The 17,993-nt window shown below is 66.3% G+C and carries 15 protein-coding genes, 1 tRNA gene and 1 pseudogene; 11 read left to right on the forward strand and 6 right to left on the reverse strand.

The genetic code is table 11. The features are described 5' to 3' along the window. From Q1J79_RS09865 to Q1J79_RS09875, 3 genes and pseudogenes are all read left to right on the forward strand, one after another. A pseudogene (locus Q1J79_RS09865) lies at positions 1-300 on the forward strand (long-chain fatty acid--CoA ligase); the annotation flags it as partial. Between the two features lie 69 nt (positions 301-369). Then, positions 370-1,188 carry a CoA transferase subunit A gene (locus Q1J79_RS09870; RefSeq protein ID WP_300299731.1) on the forward strand — a complete coding sequence of 273 codons (819 nt, stop codon included), beginning with the start codon at positions 370-372 and terminating at the stop codon, positions 1,186-1,188. A 5-nt stretch (positions 1,189-1,193) separates the two neighbouring features. After that, a complete protein-coding gene (locus tag Q1J79_RS09875) occupies positions 1,194-1,940 on the forward strand; it encodes a CoA-transferase (RefSeq protein WP_300299733.1) in 747 nt (248 codons plus the stop codon). A gap of 65 nt (positions 1,941-2,005) precedes the next feature. Here the strand turns inward: Q1J79_RS09875 and Q1J79_RS09880 are convergent, their stop codons facing one another. Both Q1J79_RS09880 and Q1J79_RS09885 read right to left on the reverse strand, forming a co-directional pair. Further along, positions 2,006-3,430, reverse strand: a complete 1,425-nt coding sequence (locus tag Q1J79_RS09880; RefSeq protein WP_300299735.1) for a saccharopine dehydrogenase C-terminal domain-containing protein — start codon at positions 3,428-3,430, stop codon at positions 2,006-2,008. Between the two features lie 18 nt (positions 3,431-3,448). Further along, positions 3,449-4,267, reverse strand: coding sequence for an RMD1 family protein (locus tag Q1J79_RS09885; protein ID WP_300299737.1), 819 nt, complete (start codon positions 4,265-4,267; stop codon positions 3,449-3,451). Between the two features lie 244 nt (positions 4,268-4,511). Between Q1J79_RS09885 and Q1J79_RS09890 the strand changes: the two genes are divergently transcribed. The 6 genes from Q1J79_RS09890 to Q1J79_RS09915 all read left to right on the forward strand — a co-directional run bounded on the left by Q1J79_RS09890 (position 4,512) and on the right by Q1J79_RS09915 (position 11,144). Next, on the forward strand, positions 4,512-5,201 hold the full coding sequence (locus tag Q1J79_RS09890; RefSeq protein ID WP_300299739.1) for a TetR/AcrR family transcriptional regulator: 690 nt from the start codon (positions 4,512-4,514) through the stop codon (positions 5,199-5,201). Positions 5,202-5,409: 208 nt separating this feature from the next. Then, positions 5,410-6,450: a DctP family TRAP transporter solute-binding subunit gene (locus tag Q1J79_RS09895; protein ID WP_300299741.1), complete on the forward strand. Its 1,041-nt coding sequence runs from the start codon at positions 5,410-5,412 to the stop codon at positions 6,448-6,450. Between the two features lie 59 nt (positions 6,451-6,509). Continuing rightward, the gene (locus Q1J79_RS09900) at positions 6,510-7,031 is read left to right on the forward strand and encodes a TRAP transporter small permease (protein WP_300299743.1); all 522 of its coding nucleotides are present in this window, start codon (positions 6,510-6,512) and stop codon (positions 7,029-7,031) included. Beyond that, positions 7,028-8,305: a TRAP transporter large permease gene (locus tag Q1J79_RS09905; protein ID WP_300299745.1), complete on the forward strand. Its 1,278-nt coding sequence runs from the start codon at positions 7,028-7,030 to the stop codon at positions 8,303-8,305. The genes Q1J79_RS09900 and Q1J79_RS09905 overlap by 4 nt, the downstream gene beginning before the upstream one ends. A gap of 4 nt (positions 8,306-8,309) precedes the next feature. After that, positions 8,310-9,194 (forward strand): shikimate dehydrogenase, encoded by an 885-nt coding sequence (locus Q1J79_RS09910; RefSeq protein ID WP_300299747.1) that lies wholly within the window; start codon positions 8,310-8,312, stop codon positions 9,192-9,194. Positions 9,195-9,233: 39 nt separating this feature from the next. Beyond that, positions 9,234-11,144, forward strand: a complete 1,911-nt coding sequence (locus Q1J79_RS09915; RefSeq protein WP_300299749.1) for a sugar phosphate isomerase/epimerase and 4-hydroxyphenylpyruvate domain-containing protein — start codon at positions 9,234-9,236, stop codon at positions 11,142-11,144. On the opposite strand, the gene Q1J79_RS09920 is transcribed toward Q1J79_RS09915, so the two are convergent. The 3 genes from Q1J79_RS09920 to Q1J79_RS09930 all read right to left on the reverse strand — a co-directional run bounded on the left by Q1J79_RS09920 (position 11,141) and on the right by Q1J79_RS09930 (position 14,797). Beyond that, positions 11,141-12,022 (reverse strand): response regulator, encoded by an 882-nt coding sequence (locus Q1J79_RS09920; RefSeq protein WP_300299751.1) that lies wholly within the window; start codon positions 12,020-12,022, stop codon positions 11,141-11,143. The genes Q1J79_RS09915 and Q1J79_RS09920 overlap by 4 nt on opposite strands. A 128-nt stretch (positions 12,023-12,150) precedes the next feature. After that, positions 12,151-12,225: transfer RNA gene (locus tag Q1J79_RS09925), tRNA-Val, on the reverse strand. A 112-nt stretch (positions 12,226-12,337) separates the two neighbouring features. Next, positions 12,338-14,797: a penicillin-binding protein 1A gene (locus tag Q1J79_RS09930; RefSeq protein WP_300299753.1), complete on the reverse strand. Its 2,460-nt coding sequence runs from the start codon at positions 14,795-14,797 to the stop codon at positions 12,338-12,340. Between the two features lie 319 nt (positions 14,798-15,116). Between Q1J79_RS09930 and Q1J79_RS09935 the strand changes: the two genes are divergently transcribed. After that, a complete protein-coding gene (locus tag Q1J79_RS09935; protein ID WP_300299755.1) occupies positions 15,117-15,542 on the forward strand; it encodes a YciI family protein in 426 nt (141 codons plus the stop codon). Between the two features lie 67 nt (positions 15,543-15,609). Continuing rightward, positions 15,610-16,263 (forward strand): glutathione S-transferase family protein, encoded by a 654-nt coding sequence (locus Q1J79_RS09940; RefSeq protein ID WP_300299757.1) that lies wholly within the window; start codon positions 15,610-15,612, stop codon positions 16,261-16,263. 84 nt (positions 16,264-16,347) lie between these two features. Here the strand turns inward: Q1J79_RS09940 and Q1J79_RS09945 are convergent, their stop codons facing one another. Then, positions 16,348-17,574 carry an N-acetylmuramoyl-L-alanine amidase gene (locus tag Q1J79_RS09945; protein WP_300299759.1) on the reverse strand — a complete coding sequence of 409 codons (1,227 nt, stop codon included), beginning with the start codon at positions 17,572-17,574 and terminating at the stop codon, positions 16,348-16,350. Positions 17,575-17,993 lie beyond the last annotated feature (419 nt).

Genomic DNA, 17,993 nt, shown 5'->3' on the forward strand with positions numbered 1-17,993 from the left:
ATGATCAATCGCGGCGGCTACAAGATTTTCTCCGTCGAGGTGGAGAATGTGCTGAGTGGCCATCCCGGCGTGCTGGAAAGCGCCATCGTCGCCAAACCCTGTCCGGTACTGGGTGAGCGCGTGCATGCTTTCGTCACCCGCAAACAGCCCGGTCTGGAGGCGGCCGAGTTGCAGGCCTTCTGCGCGAAGCACCTGGCCGATTACAAGGTGCCGGAAAGCTTCACCCTGTCGGACGAACCTTTGCCGCGCAACGCCAATGGCAAACTGCTCAAGCGCGCGCTGCGCGACAGCATCGCCTGATGATTTCCGATTGCCGCGCGGGCCGATCCGCGCGACAATCCGTGTCAGGATAATCTGGAGGAAACCGTCATGCCGGGCCCAACCATCGAGCAACTGGCTGCGCAGATTCCCGATGGCGCCAGGATCGCCGTGCCACCCGATTATTCCGGCGTGGCGATGGAGCTTACCCGTGCCATGATCCGGCGCGGCGTGCGGAACCTGCATCTGGTCTGCGTGCCGATCTCTGGCCTGCAGGCCGATCTGCTGATCGGCGCCGGCTGCGTCGGCACGCTGGAAACCTCGGCGGTGACTTTGGGCGAGTATGGCGGCGCGCCGCGTTTTGCAGCGGGCCTCAAGCGCGGCGCGTTCAAAATGATGGATGCCACCTGTCCTGCGGTGCATGCCGCGATCCAGGCCGCTGGCAAGGGCCTGCCTTTCATGCCGCTGCGCGGCCTGCTCGGCAGCGACCTCTTGAAGAACCGGCCCGACTGGCAGGTGATCGACAATCCCTTCGCGGCGGAGAAAGACCCCATCGTGCTGCTGCCGGCGATCCGGCCCGACATCGCCGTGTTCCATGCGCCGTTTGCCGACCGCAACGGCAATGTCTTTATCGGCCGCCGCCGCGAACTGGTGGCGATGGCCCATGCCTCGGCCATGTCGCTGGTGACGGTGGAGGAAATCCGCGATGTCGATCTGCTCAGCAGCGAGGAAAGCGCCGCCGGCACGCTGACGGCGGCCTATATCGGCGACATTGCCGTGGCGCCGCGTGGTGCCTGGCCGGTCAAGCTGTGGGACATCTACGATTACGATGACGCCCATATGCGCCAGTATGTCGAGGTCTCGCGCAGCGACGAGGGCTTCGCGCGCTACCTGGCCGATTTCGTTTATCAGCGTCAGGCGGCGGAGTGAGCATTATGGACTACAGCCGCCAGGAATTGCTGATCACCACCATCGCCCGCCTGCTGGCCGGCTGCCGGCTGGTCGCGACCGGGGCATCCTCACCGATCCCCGGCGCCGGCGCGTTGCTGGCCCGCGCGCTGTCCGGCGGCCGCATGCGCGTGAACGTGCTGGGCAGCATCCGCAATGATTTCCTCTGCGATGGCGGCGTCGAGCTGTTCGACCTGGCGGGGCAGGGACGGCTGGATGCGTTTTTCCTCGGCGGCGGCCAGATCGACGGCCAGGCCAACATCAATCTGGTCGGCGCGGGTAGCGCATATCCGCAGAATGACGTGCGCTGGCCTGGCTCCTTCGGCTCGGGGTATCTCTATTACCTCGTGCCGCGCGTGATCCTGTTCCGCGAGGAACATACCCGCCGGGTGCTGGTGCCGCAGGTGGATTTCATCTCCGCCGCCGGCCCCACGGGCGAGGCCATCTATCGTCCCGGTGGTCCGATCGGCCTGCTCACCAACCTGTGCTGGTTCTCGTTCGATCGCACGCGCCGGCGCTTCCGGCTGGAAAGCGTGCATCGCGGCCACAGCGTGGAGGAGGTGCGCGACAATACCGGCTTCGACTTCGACTGCCCGGATCATGTGCCGGAAACCGCGTCGCCCGATGCCGCCACCTTGCAGCTGCTGCGTGGTCGCATCGCGGCCGAGATCGGCGAGACCTATCCGCGTTTCGTGGCGCAGGTCTTCCCGGATTCCGTGGCCGCTGCGCAGTAAGCAGAGCGCGCAATGAAAAACGGCCTGGTAAAACCGGGCCGTTTCATTTTTAGATACTGCCGCGCTTACACCACGCGGAAATTCTTGAACTGCCAGGGATCGTTGCGATCCACATCCTCGGGGAACAGCCGTTCGCGCTCCGACAGCGGCGTCCAGTCGGTATAGGCACCGGCCATCTCGCCCAGGTAAGGGCGGCAGACATCCATCACGCGGGCATGGTCGATCTCGTCGGCTTCCACCGGGCCGGATTTGGGATTCTCCAGCGCCCAGACCAGGCCACCCAGCACCGCCACCGTCACCTGCAGGCTGGTGGCGTTGTTATGCGGGCAGAGCTTGCGGGCATCCTCGATGGTCAGCCGCGAGCCATACCAGTAGGCGCCCTTCCTGTGGCCCATCAGCAGCACGCCCAGCTCGTCCATGCCGGTGGTGATCTCGTCCATCATCAGCCGTTTGCTGGGCTGCATGTCCCAGTTCTTGCCGGCGATCTCGTGCAGCGACAGCACGGCATCGTCGCAGGGATGGTAGGCATAATGCACGGTGGGGCGGTAGGCCACCGTGTCGCCATCCCTCACCGTGTAATAGTCGGCCATCGAGATCGACTCGTTATGTGTCACCAGGAAGCTGTGCATCGGGCCTTCCAGCGGCGTCCATGAGCGGACCCGCGTGCCGGCGCCGGGCCGCATCAGGTAGATCGCGGCGTCGCAGCCGAAATCATGGCGCTTGCCGTCAGCCGGGAAATGCGTCTCGTGGCTGCCCCAGCCCAGCTCGGCCGGCTGGCAGCCTTCGCCGACAAAGCCGTCGATCGACCAGGTGTTGACGAATTCACCGCGCCGCTTGGGCTGGTGTTCCGCCACCTGGGTGTCGCGCTCGGCGACATGGATCACCTTCACGCCCAGCGTCTGCGCCAGCGCGGCCCAGCCGGCACGATCGGTCGGCGCGATGGCGGGCAGGCCGGTATCGCGGGCGATATGCAGCATCGCTTCCTTGACGAAATGCGACACCAGTCCAGGATTGGCGCCATGGGTCATCACGGCAGTCGGGCCGTTCCTGTATTTCGCGATCAGCGCGCGGGCGGATTCGCGCAGGGCGTAGTTGGAACGCTCCGATGGCGTCTTGCTCGGATCGGTATAACCGCCCGCCCAGGGTTCGATGCAGGTGTCGAGATAGAAGGCGCCGCGCGCTTGCGCCAGTTCGATCAGCGCCACCGAGGAAACGTCGACCGACAGGTTGAGCAGGAAATCGCCCTGGCCCAGCATCGGCTCCAGCACGGTCTTGTAGTTTTCCCGTGTCAGAGGCTGGCGCATGAACTTGATGCCGTATTCCTTCGCCACGTCATGGCCACGCTCTTCGGCCGTTACAATCGTGATCCGTTCGGCCGGCATGTCGATATGGCGCAGGATCAGGGGCAACACGCCCTGACCGATACTGCCAAAGCCGACCATGACCAGGCGGCCGGAAAACGACACATGCTTCATTTCTTTCTCCGTCATACGAAACAGGATGATGCCTTAGAAAAAAGTCCAGTTGATGAAGGTGAGCACGATCTCGAACACGATCAGCAGCACGATGGCCGCTTCCAGCCGCAGGCTGCGCTGGGCGTCGATCAGGTCGGTCAGGGCGCGGGTGGAGTTCTGGATCACGTCCAGCTTGTCGGCCAGCGCCGAGGCGCGTTCGCTCAGTTCGTATTCGTCCTGCAGGCGCTTGAACAGGCGCTCCAGCTCCGGCCGATCCCACAGCACGTCGGGCTTGTCTTCCACCGCCACGCGGCCGGCGACGCGATGCTCCACCTGCAGCGAGCCGCCGATCAGCTTGAGCAGCTGCTGGCGGTTGCCGGGCAGGCGACCTTCGCGGGCTAGGCTGCGCGCCAGCGGATCGATCACGTCGAACACCGAGCTGACCTGCCGTTCGTTCGAGGCCAGCGCCACGCTCTTGGCCATGGCGTCGGCGATCACCAGGAAGCGCTCGGGCGTCAGTTCGCGCAGCTGGATCGGGCCGCCGGGCGGGATGCTGTCGTCGCCTTCGGGGCTCAGGCTGATGGTGGCGATCTCGTCCTCGATGGTGGTGAAGGCGCCGCTCACCCGCGGCGCGATCTTGCGCAGCAGGTCGTCTTCCTCCACCGGCGACAGGCCGGCCAGCACGGCGGCGCCATACCGGAACAGGGCCACCATGCCCTGCTCGCCGACGCGGAAGGCAAACGGCGCCGTCGAGATGGCATCCGACCGCTCCAGCCCGGCCACGTCCAGACGCTCGCCGAGCAGCAGGGCCCGGACGGTCAGGCGGCCCGAGGCTTTGGCGGGAACAGGGGATGGGGACGGGGCGTCGGTCACGGGTGCCTGGATGGAAAAGGGTGGCGGAATGCCGACTCCGCCGGCAGGGCCGGTCACAAGCAGCGTCGCGCGGCATATATCGGTTTTTCCGCGCTGGCAATATTATAATACCGTGAAAACGCCCGGCCGGCGGCCGGCGGGCTGGGCAAAACGTACGAACTAGTGCGTACATTTCATCAATGCTATGATCAAACCCGGTATATGCAGACAGGCTCGTTCGCTGGCAATGGAAAAAAGCACGAATATGGGGGCTTCGACGCGGCGCAAACGGGCTGTGTCGGGGCGCGGCGATTCCGGCCGTGGTCGGGTCGAGGCCGGCCGCACCAACGACCCGGAGAAGACCAAGCGCAACATCCTGGACGTGGCCCGCGAGGAGTTTTCCTCCAAGGGCCTGAGCGGGGCGCGGATCGACGAGATCGCCGCCCGCACCCAGACCAGCAAGCGCATGATCTATTATTATTTCGGCAGCAAGGAAGGCCTTTATATTGCCGTGCTGGAGGAGGCCTATCGCGGCATCCGCGCCATCGAGGCGCAACTCGATCTGGAAGACCTGCCGCCGGAAGAGGCCCTGCGCAAGCTGGTCGCCTTCACCTTCGATTACGAAAGCAGCAATCCGGATTTCATCCGTTTGGTGATGAACGAGAATATCCACCAGGGCGAATATCTGGCGCAGTCCAAGGTGATCCGCAGCCTCAACCTGCCGGCGATCGACGCGATCCGCAAAATCTACGAGCGTGGCCGCGCCGAGAAGGTGTTCCGCCCCGGGCTGGACCCGAAGGATCTGCATATGTCGATCAGCGCGCTGTGTTTTTTCAACGTCGCCAACCGGCATACCTTCTCGACCATCTTCGACCACGACATGACCTCGCCGGCCGCCCTGCGTCGTCGCCGCGACACCGTCGTGGAGATGATCCTGCGCTTCGTGAAAGCCTGAGCCGACCGATGCCGGGCAGGTGGCCGGGCGGTTTTTTCGAATTGACATACTAACTAGTTCGTACATAATTGCAGGGTCAGTAGACGAGGAAACGCAAACGGGAACAGGGCTTCCCGGCGCGGGATTGCGCCGGCACGGACGCATCCTGGAATCCCGGCGCACAAAATCAGGCAAAACCGCGTCAAACAGAACGCAGAGGGAGGACATCATGATTGCGTCTCGCATCACATCCGCAATGTTCAGGGGAATGCTGCTCGCCAGTGCTCTGGCGGTTGCCGGTATCGCCGCGCCGGGCCGGGCCCAGACCGTGAAATTCGCCCATGTCGATCCCGCCGACTGGACCACGTCGAAGAAGGGCGCGGCTGGCAAGGTGTTCAAGGATCTGGTGGAAGCCGAATCCGGCGGCAAGGTGAAGGTCGAGTTGTATCCCGCCGGCCAGATTGGCGGCGAGGCCGAGCTGGTGGCCCAGGCCCAGGCCGGCGCGATCCAGGTGGTGATGGTCTCGGGCGTTTACGGCAATTACTGCAAGGAAGCCGCCGTGCTCGACACGCCCTTCCTGTTTGCCTCGGCGGCCGTGGCGTGGAAGACGCTGGACGGCGCTTTCGGCGACAAGCTGGCCGAACACTGCCTGAAGAAGACCGGCCTGCGCACGCTGGCCTATGGCGAAACCGGCTTCCGCAACTTCACCAATTCGGTGCGCGAGGTGAAAAGCCCTGCCGACATGAAGGGTCTGAAGCTGCGCGTGCAGCAGTTGCCGCTCTATGTCGAGATGGTGAAGGGGCTGGGCGGCATCCCGACCCCGGTGGCCTGGCCGGAAACCCCCGGCGCGCTGCGCACCAAGGTGGTGGATGGCCAGGAAAACCCGGTCAGCGTCATCCTCGGCAACAAATTCTATGAATTCCAGACCTACCTGACGCTCGACCAGCATGTCTACGGCACCGATTTCCTGCTGGTGAACGACAAGTTCTACCAGGGTCTCGATGCCGAGGGCCGCGCCCTGCTCAAACGCAATGCCGTGGTGGCGGCCAATGCCGGCCGCGCCATCCAGCAGATCAATTCGGCTGCCGGCGTGTCGGAGCTCGCCGCCAAGGGCATGAAGGTCTACAAGCCGACCGCCGCCGAGCTGGGGCAGTTCCGCGCTGCCGCCCAGCCGCCGGTTCTGGCCTGGCTGAAGGGCCAGGTCGAGGCCGGCTGGGTTGAATCCGTGCAGCAGGCCGTTGCCGCCGCCGAAAAGGCGGTCGCCAACTGAACGGTGGGGCCGGGTGGTATCATGCCGCCCGGCCCGATTATTCCATCCGGCACGCAGCCATGACCCAGACTGTCACAGCCACTCCGTTTTCGCTCTGGCGCCATTACGATGCCGCCACCACCGGTCTGCTGGCACTGTCCGGCGCGGCGATGTTCGGCATCGCCATCGTCAATGCCCTGCTGCGCTACCTGTTCGATGCGCCGCTGATCTGGGCCGAGGAGATCGCCCGCTATGCCATGGTCTGGGGCACCATGATCGGCGTGGCGCTGGCCTATCGCGGCGGCATGCATGTCGCCGTCACGCTGCTGGTGGACATGATTCCCGAGAAGACCCAGCTCATGCTGCGGCTGGCCTGTCATGTGATTTCCCTTGCCGTCGCCATCCTGATCTTTCGCTCCGGCCATATCCTCGGCGGCATGCTGGGCGGCCTGCAGGGCCCCAGCAGCGGCATCGCCATGGTCTGGATTTACAGCGCCATCCCGGTCGGCGCCGCCATGCTGCTGATCGAAATCCTGCGCCGGCTCTGGGCCGATCTGCGCCTGCTGCGCCGGGGAACCGCATCACGAGGCGTTGCGTCATGAGCGGCTTTTCCGGCCTGTTCCTTGCCGGCGTGCTGCTGATCGGCCTGCCGATCTCGTTCGCCATCATCCTGGTCTGCGGCGTTTCGATCATCGAGCGCGGCCTGCCCGAGATGCTGCTGGCCCAGCGGCTGTTCACCGGCCTCGATTCCTTCCCGATCATGGCGGTGCCGCTGTTCATCCTGGCTGGCGAGCTGATGAACGAAAGCGGGATCACCGACCGCATCATCCGCATGGCCGATGCTTTCGTCGGCCATATCCGCACCGGCCTGTGCCAGGTCGGCATTCTCTCCTCGGTGATCTTTGCCGGCATTTCCGGCTCGGCGGTGGCGGATGCCTCGGCGCTCGGCCGCGTCTTCATCCCGGCGATGGAGAAGGAAGGTTATCCGCGCGATTTCGGCGCCGCGCTGATCGCCGCCGCCTCGGTGATCGGCCCGATCATTCCGCCCAGCATCCCGATGATCGTGTTCGCGCTGATCATCCAGGAATCGGTGGCGGCGCTGTTCCTCTCCGGCGTCATTCCCGGCCTGCTGCTGGGCCTCGCGCTGGCGCTGGTCACCTATTTCAGCATGCGGCGCGTCAGCCCGGCGCCGAAGCCGCGGCAGAATCTGCGTGGTCTGCTTGCGGCTCTGCGCATCGGCATCATCCCCATGCTGATGCCGGTGATCATCCTGTTCACCATCCTTACCGGCATCGTCACGCCCACCGAGGCCGCCGCCGTCGCCGTGCTATACGCTCTGGCGGTCGGCACGCTGGTGTTGCGTACGATCAGTTTCGCCGCCCTGGTGCGCGCCTTCGCCAGCTCCATGCTGCTCTCGGCGGTGATCCTGTTCATCATGGCCTCGGCCAACCTGGTCAACTGGCTGCTCACCACCGACCAGATCCCGCAGCGTTTCGCTGCCTTCGTGATCGGCGAGATCGGCGATCCGCTGATGTTCCTGCTGATGGTCAATATCCTGCTGCTGATCGTCGGCTGCCTGATCGAGGGCCTGGCGGCAATGGTGGTGCTGGTGCCAATCCTGGCGCCGATCGCCGTGCAGCTCGGCATCGATCCGGTGCATTTCGCCCTGGTGGTGGTGCTCAACCTGATGATCGGCCTGATCACCCCGCCGATGGGCCTGTGCCTGTTCGTGGTGGATGGCATCGCCCGCGTCGGCCTGCCGGCCATCCTGCGCCGCATCTGGCCGTTGCTGCTGGCCGAGCTGGCCGTGCTGGCGCTGGTCACGCTGATCCCGCAGCTTTCCACCTTTCTGCCGCGTTTCCTTGGTTATGGATGATCCGATGCAACGGCGTTTCCTGGTTGGCCTGATCGGCGCGAATATCGGCAAGTCGCTGTCGCCGGCTCTGCATGAGGATGCCTTCGCCGCCGCTGGCGCGCAGGGCTATTACCACCTGATGGACCTGCAGGTCTTGCAGGGTCGCGCCACGCTGGAAAGCCTGCTGGTGGCCGTGCGCACGGCCGGTTTTGCCGGCGTCAATGTCACCCATCCAGTGAAGGAAGCCGTGCTGCCGCTGCTGGATGAGGTCTCGCCCGAGGCGCGCGAGATCGGCGCGGTGAACACCGTGGTGATCGGTCGCGATGGCCGCACCGCCGGCCATAACACCGACCGCACCGGTTTCCGCCGCGCCTTCGAGGAGGTGCTGGGTGGAAAAGCCGCGGCGCGGCAGCAGGTGCTGCTGCTGGGTGCCGGCGGCGCCGGCCGCGCCGTGGCCTGCGCGCTGATGGACCTGGGCGTGCAGGTGCTGCATGTCTTCGATACCGATGCGGCGCGGGCGCAGACATTCGCCGCCGATCTGCAGGGCCGTTTCGGGGCGGATCGCATCCGCGCCGCCGCCGATCTGGCCGGCGCGGCCTGGCAGGCCGCCGGGATCGTCAACGCCACGCCCATCGGCATGCTGGGTTATCCCGGCATGGCCATTGCGCCGGAGCTGATCGACACGCGGCATTGGGTGGCCGACGTGGTCTACACGCCGCTGGAAACCCAGCTGATCGCCACGGCGCGGCGCAAGGGCTGCCGGGTGATGACGGGCGGCGGCATGTGCGTGCACCAGGCAGCCGAGGCGTTCCGGCTGTTCACCGGCCTGGAGCCCGACGTGGCGCGCATGCACCGATTGTTCAACGAAGCCTGCGCCCGGCGCGACGCGAAACTGGCCGCCGCCGGCTGAAGCCGGCGCGGTTTGCATCATCGGATGGAGGAGGGCGGCATGCGACGCTCTATCGCGACGGTATCGATCAGCGGAACCCTCCAGGAAAAGCTGGAGGCCATCGCGGCGGCGCGTTTCGATGCCGTCGAGATCTTCGAGAATGACCTGCTGTTCTTCAACGGCTCGGCCCGGCAGGTGCATGACATGGCCGCCGATCTGGGCCTGAAGATCGTGCTGTTCCAGCCCTTCCGCGATTTCGAGGGCGTGCCGGAGGCGATGTTCCGCCGCAACCTGGATCGCGCCGAACGCAAATTCGACCTGATGCAGGAGCTCGGCGCGCCGCTGATGCTGGTCTGCTCCAATGTCGCGCCGGCCGCGTTGCCCGATGCATCCCTGGCGGCGACGCAGTTGCATGAACTGGCCGAGCGCGCCGGCCGCCGCGGCCTGCGCATCGGCTACGAGGCTTTGGCCTGGGGCCGGCATGTGAATACCTATGGCCAGGCCTGGGCGATGGTGGAGGCCGCCGATCACCCGCATCTCGGCCTGGTGCTCGACAGCTTCCATACGCTGGCGCTGAACGACGACCCGGCCGGCATTGCCGATATCCCGGGCGAACGCATTTTCTTCGTGCAACTGGCCGACGCGCCGCGCCTGAGCATGGACGTGCTGACCTGGAGCCGGCATTTCCGCTGCTTCCCTGGCCAGGGCGATTTCGACGTGACCGGCTTCGCCATGCAGGCGGTGGCCAGCGGCTATTCCGGCCCGCTGTCGCTGGAAGTGTTCAACGACGATTTCCGCGCCGGCCCCACCCGCATGACGGCGCAGGACGGCATGCGCTCGCTGCGCTATCTGGAAGAGCAGATGCGCCGCCGCGCCGAAGCGGCGCCGCCACAGGACAAGGTTGCCGCCCTGCCGCGCCGGGTCGCGCTGTTCGACCCGCCGGCCGTGCCGGAGCTGCAGGGCGTCGCCTTCATCGAATTCGCCGTCGACAGCACGGCCGAACAGTCGCTTGCCGGCCTGCTCCAGGCATTGGGTTTCCGCCTGGCCGGGCGGCACCGCTCCAAGGATGTGGTGCTGTATCGCCAGGGCGACGTGAACATCGTGCTGAATGCCGAGCGCGATTCCTTCGCCCATTCCTATTACCTGGTGCATGGCACCTCGATCTGCGCCATCTGCCTGCGGGTGGCCGACGAGGCGCAGATGCTCAACCGCGCCGATGCCTATGGCTGCACGCGCTACGAGGGTCGCCTTGGCCCGAACGAACGCAGCATTCCGGCTTTCCGCTCCATCGATGGCAGCCTGGTCTATTTCGTCGGCAGCGCCTTCGATTTCTCGACCGACTTCATCCTGGAAGCGGATGCCTCTGAGCCTGCCGGGTTGCAGCTGTTCGACCACATCGCCCAGGCGGTGCCGGCCGGGCAGATGGATTCCTGGCTGCTGTTCTATCGCGCCGTGCTTGGCCTGCAGCCCGACAATATCTGGGTCTTGCCCGATCCCTATGGCCTGGTGCGCAGCCGCGCGGTGTCGAACCCGCAGCGCAGCCTGCGGTTCCCGCTCAGCTTTTCCGAGAACCGCAACACCGCCACGGCGCGTTCGGTCTCGCATTTCTCCGGCGCCGGCGTGCACCATATCGCGTTTTCGACGGGCGATATCTTCGCCGCGGCGGCAGCCCTGCGCGAGGGCGGCGTGCCTTTGCTCAGCATCCCGGAGAATTATTACGACGACCTGCTGGCCAAGTTCGATATCGCGCCGGCGCTGGTCGACCGCCTGCGGCAGCATAGCATCCTCTACGACCGGGACGATGTGGGCGGGGAATTCTTCCACGTCTACACGCAGATGTTCGAGGACCGGTTTTTCTTCGAGGTGGTGCAGCGCAAGGCCGGTTACGACCAGTATGGGGCGGTCAATGCCCCGGTGCGCATGGCGGCGCAGGCGCAGGCCCGCGAAATGATGCCGGCGGCGCTGTTCTAGCGCGGCCGCGCATAGCCCAGCACGGTCTGCACGCCGCTCTCGTCGCCGAAGGGCAGCAGCAGGCGCTGGTAGCGGAACAGGATCATCCGCTCGATGGCGCCGACGCGGCGGTAGTGCGGCAGGCGATGGCGGATCACCCGGGCATAGGCTGGCTCGGCATAGCGCCGGTAGAGGAAATTCTGCTCGTCGACGCAGCTGCCCTGCACATCCCAGCCCAGCCGGGCGAGCAGCGCGTCGCCGACGAAGCTGTAGCGCAGCCGCGGCTTGGGCGGCTCGACATCGACGATGAAGACATGCTGGCCGAAGCGGGTATCGTTCCGGCGCAGCTCCCAGTCCCGGAACACGTCGCGCGGCGGCATCGGCCGGTCGCCACGCGCCTGGTTCCAGATGTCATACAGGGCGCGCATCTCGGTGGTCGCCTCATTGCGGAAGGCCAGGCCCTCGTTGGTGCGCAGCCATTCCCGGCTCTGAAAGCCGCGGTCGCGCTGCAGGGCGCCAATGATCTTTTCATGCAGCTGTTCCGGCGCCACCGGCTTGGCCAGAAAGGCGGCGAGGTTGGCCGCGCGCGCCTGCGCCACGATCTTTTCCGTCGCTTCCCAGCTCAGCATCACCGCGCTCAGGCCGGGCTGCGCCTCCTGCATGCGCCGCAGCAGGTCCAGGCCATCCATGTCGGGCAGGCGCAGATCCGACAGCACGATGTCGAGCGGGCCGCCACAGGCGGCCTGCAGGTCCAGCGCCTCCCTGGCATCGGCGGCGAACAGGATGTTGCGCACACCAAGGTCGAGCAGCAGCCGGCGCAGCAGGTTGCGGAGATGGCGGTCGGGATCGACCACCATCACGGTCAGGTCCTGCGGCAGGGTATCGGGAAGCGGTTTCATGGCCCGGCCTTGGCGATGGGTGCTGGCCATTATACGGCATGCAGCGCGCCGGGGATGCCGGCACGCGGCGGATCGCGCAGTGCGGGATGCTGCGGGCAGGGCAGGCGGGCTTTTGGGAGAGAAGAGAATGGTGGGCGGTACAGGATTTGAACCTGTGGCCCCACCCATGTGAAGGGTGTGCTCTACCGCTGAGCTAACCGCCCGCCGACCGGATCGCCGATCCGGAAAAACAAATCGTCCGCAGCGTATAAAGAGGCCGCCAGACAGTGTCAAGCGGCCGGAAGCGCTCTGGCGGAACAGAGGCTTAGCAGGGGCTTAGTATAGTCCGCCGGTGCCCGAGATCGGCGCGGCGCCGGCGCTGCCGCCGACGCCGGAGATGCTGTCATGCTCGTCCATCGAGCCGTCCAGCACGCGGCTGCGTTCGCCGGCCTGCGGCTCGGTGCCGGGGCGGAAGGCTTCCAGGATCACGTTGCGGTCGCCCGGCCGGGCCAGTTCCCCGGTCTCGGCCTGCACGCGCACCAGCCGCACGCCGGGCGGCACGCGGAACTGGATCGCCGGCTTGCCCTGCAGGGCCTCGGCCATGAAGGCCTTGAACACCGGCACCGAAACCGACGAGCCGGTCTCGCGTTTGCCCATGTCCTTCGGCGTGTCGTAGCCGATGAACACGCCGACGGCTAAGTCGGGACTGAAGCCCATGAACCAGGTGTCCATGCTGTCGTTGGTGGTGCCGGTCTTGCCGGCCAGCGGCTTGCCCAGTTCGCGGATGCGGATGCCGGTGCCGCGCTGCACCACGCCTTCCAGCATCGAGGTGATCTGGTAGGCGGTGACGGCATCGATCACCTGCGGCCGCGGATCGGGCAGCAGCGGTTCGGCCTGGCCGCTCCAGCTGGCATCGAGGCAGCCGCCGCAGGGCCGCGTGTCATGCCGGTAGATCGTCGTGCCGTTGCGGTTCTGGATGCGGTCGATCAGGGTCGGCTGGATTTTCCGGCCGCCATTGACGAACTCGGCATAGGCGGTGGTCATTTTCATCAGCGTGGTCTCGCCGGCGCCCAGCGACATGGACAGCACCGGCGGCATGTTATCGATCACGCCGAAACGCTTGGCGTAATCCACCACCTTTTCCATGCCGATGGCCTGGGCCAGCCGCACGGTCATCAGGTTGCGCGATTTCTCGACGCCGACCCGCAGCGTCGAGGGGCCGTAGAACTGGTCGGAATAGTTGCCCGGCTTCCACAGCGGCAGGCCGGGGCCCTGGTCCAGCACGAAAGGCGCGTCCAGCACCAGCGAGGATGGCGTGAAGCCGTTATCCAGCGCGGCGGCATAGACGAAGGGCTTGAACGACGAGCCGGGCTGGCGCTGCGCCTGGGTGGCGCGGTTGAACTGGCTGAGCTTGAAGTCGAAGCCGCCGACCAGCGCCAGCACGCGGCCGGTATGCGGGTCCATCGCCATCAGGCCACCACCGATCTCGGGAATCTGCCGCAGGGCATAGCCATCCTGCGGCTTGGCCGGATCGATCGGCTCGACGGCGATCACGTCGCCGGCGGCGATCACCTCCGACACGCTGCGCGGCACCGGGCCGAAATGATCGGGCCCCAGCTTCTTGCGCGCCCAGCGCAGGCCGGCATAGGGCAGGGTGCCTTTGCTGCCGTCGCTGAAGCCGATCTCGGCGCTGTTGCTGTCGATTTTCAGCACGGTGCCGACGCGCCAGGGCGGCAGGATGCCGGGGATCGGCAGGATGGCGTTGAGCTGCGTGCGCCAGTCCTGGCCCGGCATGGTCAGTGCGATGCGGGCCAGCGGGCCGCGCCAGCCGCCGGCGCGGCGGTCATAGGCCTGCAGGCCGTCGCGCAGCACGCGTTCGCCCAGCGCCTGCAGCTTGGGGTCCATCGTGGTGCGGACGCTCAGGCCCCCTTCATACAGGCCCTTCTCGCCGAATTTCTGCGCCAGCTCGCGGCGCACTTCCTCGGCGAACCAGTCGGCGCGGGCGAGTTCGGATTCCGGCCGGGTCAGCGCCACCAGCGGCGTGGCGATGGCGCCGCGCGCCTGCTCCACGGTGATGACGCCGTCTTCCTGCAGGCGCTCGATCACCCAGTCGCGACGCGCCTTGGCGCGTTCGTAATGGCGCACGGGATGGTAATTGCTCGGCGCCTTGGGCAGGGCGGCCAGATAGGCGGCCTCGGGCAGGGTCAGGTCGTAGAGCGACTTGTCGAAATAGACCAGCGCGGCGGCGGCGACGCCATAGGCGCCCGAGCCGAGATAGATCTCGTTCAGGTACAGCTCGAGGATCTTGTCCTTGCTGAAGGCCTTTTCGATGCGGAAGGCGAGGATGGCTTCCTTGGCCTTGCGGCCGAGCGACACTTCGTTGCCGAGCAGGAAATTCTTCGCCACCTGCTGCGTGATCGTCGAGGCGCCGACCGGGCGGCGGCTCTGCGCCAGGTTGGCCACGTTCTGCACCAAGGCGCGCAGCACGCCGATCGGGTCGATGCCGCTATGCTCGTAGAAATTCTTGTCCTCGGCCGACAGGAAGGCCTGGATCACCGGTTTCGGGATCGCCTCGATCGGCACGAACAGGCGGCGCTCGCGGGCGAATTCGGCGATCAGCCGGCCGTCGCCGGCATGCACGCGGGTGGTCACCGGCGGTTCGTAATTGGCCAACTGCTGATAGTCGGGCAGGTCGCGGCCGTAATACCACAGGCCGGCCAGGCCGGCGGCGGCGGCACCGATCAGGGCCAGCACGGCCAGGAACAGCAGGAAGAAGAAACGCGACAGCAGACGCATGGCACCCCGGAAAGTCTGCGCGATGGGCCGGAAAACGGGCGTACTGGTACTCCCGAACGACGGGTCTGTATAGGGATAGAATTATGGCGCGGGCATGGCGCGGGGCAGGGTCTGGAACCGGGCCGGGCGCGGGAATCGGGCGATTTTTCCCTTCGGCCGGCCGGAGGCTGGCGGGCTGCCGGGTCCGGGGCGCCGCCGCGGAAAAAAAAGCCGGATCGGTTTGTCGGCCGTGGCGTTCCCAGCACGTCCTTGTGGGGCAGGGCCTGGCCGGGGCCGCTAGGCTGCCGGTGCAAGGGCGGAAGATGGAAAGGACAAGACCATGCGATTCATGATGCTGATGATTCCCAAAGGTTACGAGATGGCGCCCCCCGGCACCATGCCCGAGGATGTCGAGCGGATCGCCGCGATGATGAAATACAACGAAGCCATGCAGCAGGCCGGCATCCTGCTGGCCTGCGATGGCCTGCATCCCCCCTCCATGGGCGCGCGCGTGTCGTTCCCGGACGGCAGGCCCGTCGTGACCGATGGCCCCTTCGCCGAGAGCAAGGAAGTGCTGGGCGGCTACTGGATGATCCAGGTCGCCTCGCGGCAGGACGCCATCGACTGGGCGAAGCGCTGCCCGGCGAGCGAGACCGAGACCATCGAAATCCGCCAGGTGCAGGAGATGGAGGATTTCCCCGACACGGTGCAGGAAACCATCGCGCCCATCGCCGAGATGCAGTTGCAGCGGCAGGGCAAGGGCTAGGGGCGGAATGCCCCGGAGCAGTTGCGCCTTCTCAGTGTTACGGCCGGGCCCAGGAAGGAGCCTCGCAATGACCATCACCATTACCGCCTTTGAACGGTCACCCGATGGCGGCAAGGGACTGGCGCGTGACACGCGCGTCCGCTGGGCGCTTGAAGAAGTGGGCCAGCCTTATGACGTTCGCCTTCTTTCGTTCAAGGCGATGAAGGAACCCGCGCATCTCGCGCTTCATCCTTTCGGCCAGATTCCCACGTATGAGGAAGGCGATCTCAGCTTGTTTGAGACAGGGGCGATCGTGTTCCATATCGCCGAGCGCCATGCCGGGCTGCTGCCTGACGATGCCAATGCGCGGGCCCGGGCGATCACATGGATGTTTGCCGCGCTCAACACCGTGGAACCGGCGATCCTCGAACTCGCAACTGCTAGGCTTCTGGAGGGCGACAAGCCCTGGAGCCAGCAGCGCCTGCCTCTGGTCGAGGATCGCGTCCGAGATCGGTTGAAGCAACTTTCCGCTCACCTTGGCCATGCGGACTGGCTCGATGGTGCGTTCAGCGCGGGCGACCTGATGATGGTGTCTGTGCTGCTCAGGCTGAAATCATCGGGCATTCTCGACGAGTATCCGAACCTGGCCGCCTATGTCGCCCGCGGCGAAGTACGGCCCGCCTACAAGCGAGCCTTCGCCGCTCAACTGGCGGTGAATACCGGCAAGCCCCCGGCTGGCTGATTGAGTTCCATCCTGGGCTCGGAACGTCCGTCATCATCCGAGCTTTAGTTCAGTTTATGGGGCCTGCCCTGGAGTGGTTGGGCTTTACCGCTCCGCCTGCATGTCCGCGCCGAAGAACCGGTCGATGGCGGCGACGGCGGCGGCGGCCAGCTTGTTGCGGCCGGCCTCCGAGAACAGCAGCGCCTCGTCGCCGGGATTCGACAGATAGCCCAGCTCCAGCAGGGCCGAGGGCACGTCGGGCGCCGACAGCACGCGGAAATTCGCCGCCCGCAGGGCGTTGCGGCGCAGGGCGATGGTGTCGCTCATCGAGGCGGTGAGCAGGCCGGCGAAGCGGCCCGACAGCCGCGCCGTGTCGCGCGAGGCGAGGTCGAGCAGGATCGACACCACGTCGTCGACATCGGTGTCTGCGGCGCTGTCCGCCAGCTGGTCGGCGCGGTTCTCGCGCAGGGCCAGCGCCTCGGCGTCCAGGTCGCTGGCGGCATCGGCGCGGGTATAGACGCTGGCGCCGCGGGTGGCGCGGTCGCCGCGCAGGCTGTCGGCATGGACGGACAGGAACAGGTCGGCCTCGTGCCGGCGCGCCAGGGCGACCCGGTCGCCCAGTCGCACGAAGCGGTCGCGGTCGCGCGTCAGGATCACGTGATACCGCCCGGTGGCGCGCAGGCGGTGGGCCATGGCCAGCGTCACGGCGAGGGTGATGTCCTTTTCATGGCGGCCCGAGGCGCTGATCGCGCCCGGGTCCTGGCCGCCATGGCCGGGATCAAGCACGATGGTGCGCTTGCGGTCGGCCGCCACCGCCGGCGGCGGGGCGATATCCACCGCGGTCTGCAGCGGCAGGGCAATGGCGGCGGCGAAGGCTTCGGCATAGGCCTGCGGATCGGCCGGGCGCAGGTCGATCACCAGCCGGTGGCCGCTGGGGCCCAGCGGCCCATTCTGCGGCTCCAGCCGGAAGGCGCGCTCCACCACCGCCGGCTCGATCAGGTCGATGGCGATCTCGGTACGTTCATCATGGCGCACCGGCAGGCCCAGCGCCGCGACCAGGCCGGCGGCCCTGGTCTGCGCCGGCGGCGCGGCCCAGCGCAGGCCCGGCAGGCCGAGGATCAGGCCCAGCCCGTCGGAGTTGGCAGACAGCTCGGCATCGATGGGGCCGGAGGCCTCGACCACCAGCCGGGTCAGGCCGGCATTCAGGCCCAGTTGCAGGCGCGTGACGCGGCCATCGTCCGCCACTGCGGTCCAGGGCAGGGCCGCAGGCAGGATGGTTCCTAGAAAAGCCAGTAAAAACAGTTGCTTGATGAGAATCCCCGGGGTCGTCATGCAGCGCGGCAAGAAAGACCTTGTCGGTATGCCCTGCCAAAGCGTACGATGCAATCGCGAATATCCGAGTCAGATCGGACCGTCCGGCCAAAAGCTTGTCTCTCAAGAGGTTATTGCCTCTCAAGAGGTTAGTCCGGCCCGGAGCGGAAAGATCGGCGCATCGGCGGTGAGCCAGCCTGCATTAGCCAGTTGTCAGCCCTTAAAGGAGGCGGCCTGGAGCGGATGGCCTCGGTTGCTGCGCTCAAGACAGCACGGATTTTGGAGTGAACCTTCGGGGCTTCCGCCCGGGTCGATTGGATCCGGCGGAGGCTTGGCAGACCGACAGCGCGCGGCGCGCCCGGCGGGATTACGATCCCCCGGATGTAAGTCCCCCCTCTCGGTCGTCAGGATCATTACCACCGCAGGCCCGCCGGTTTTCC

It is taken from the genome of Ferrovibrio sp. (assembly GCF_029255545.1).
GTDB lineage: Bacteria > Pseudomonadota > Alphaproteobacteria > Ferrovibrionales > Ferrovibrionaceae > Ferrovibrio.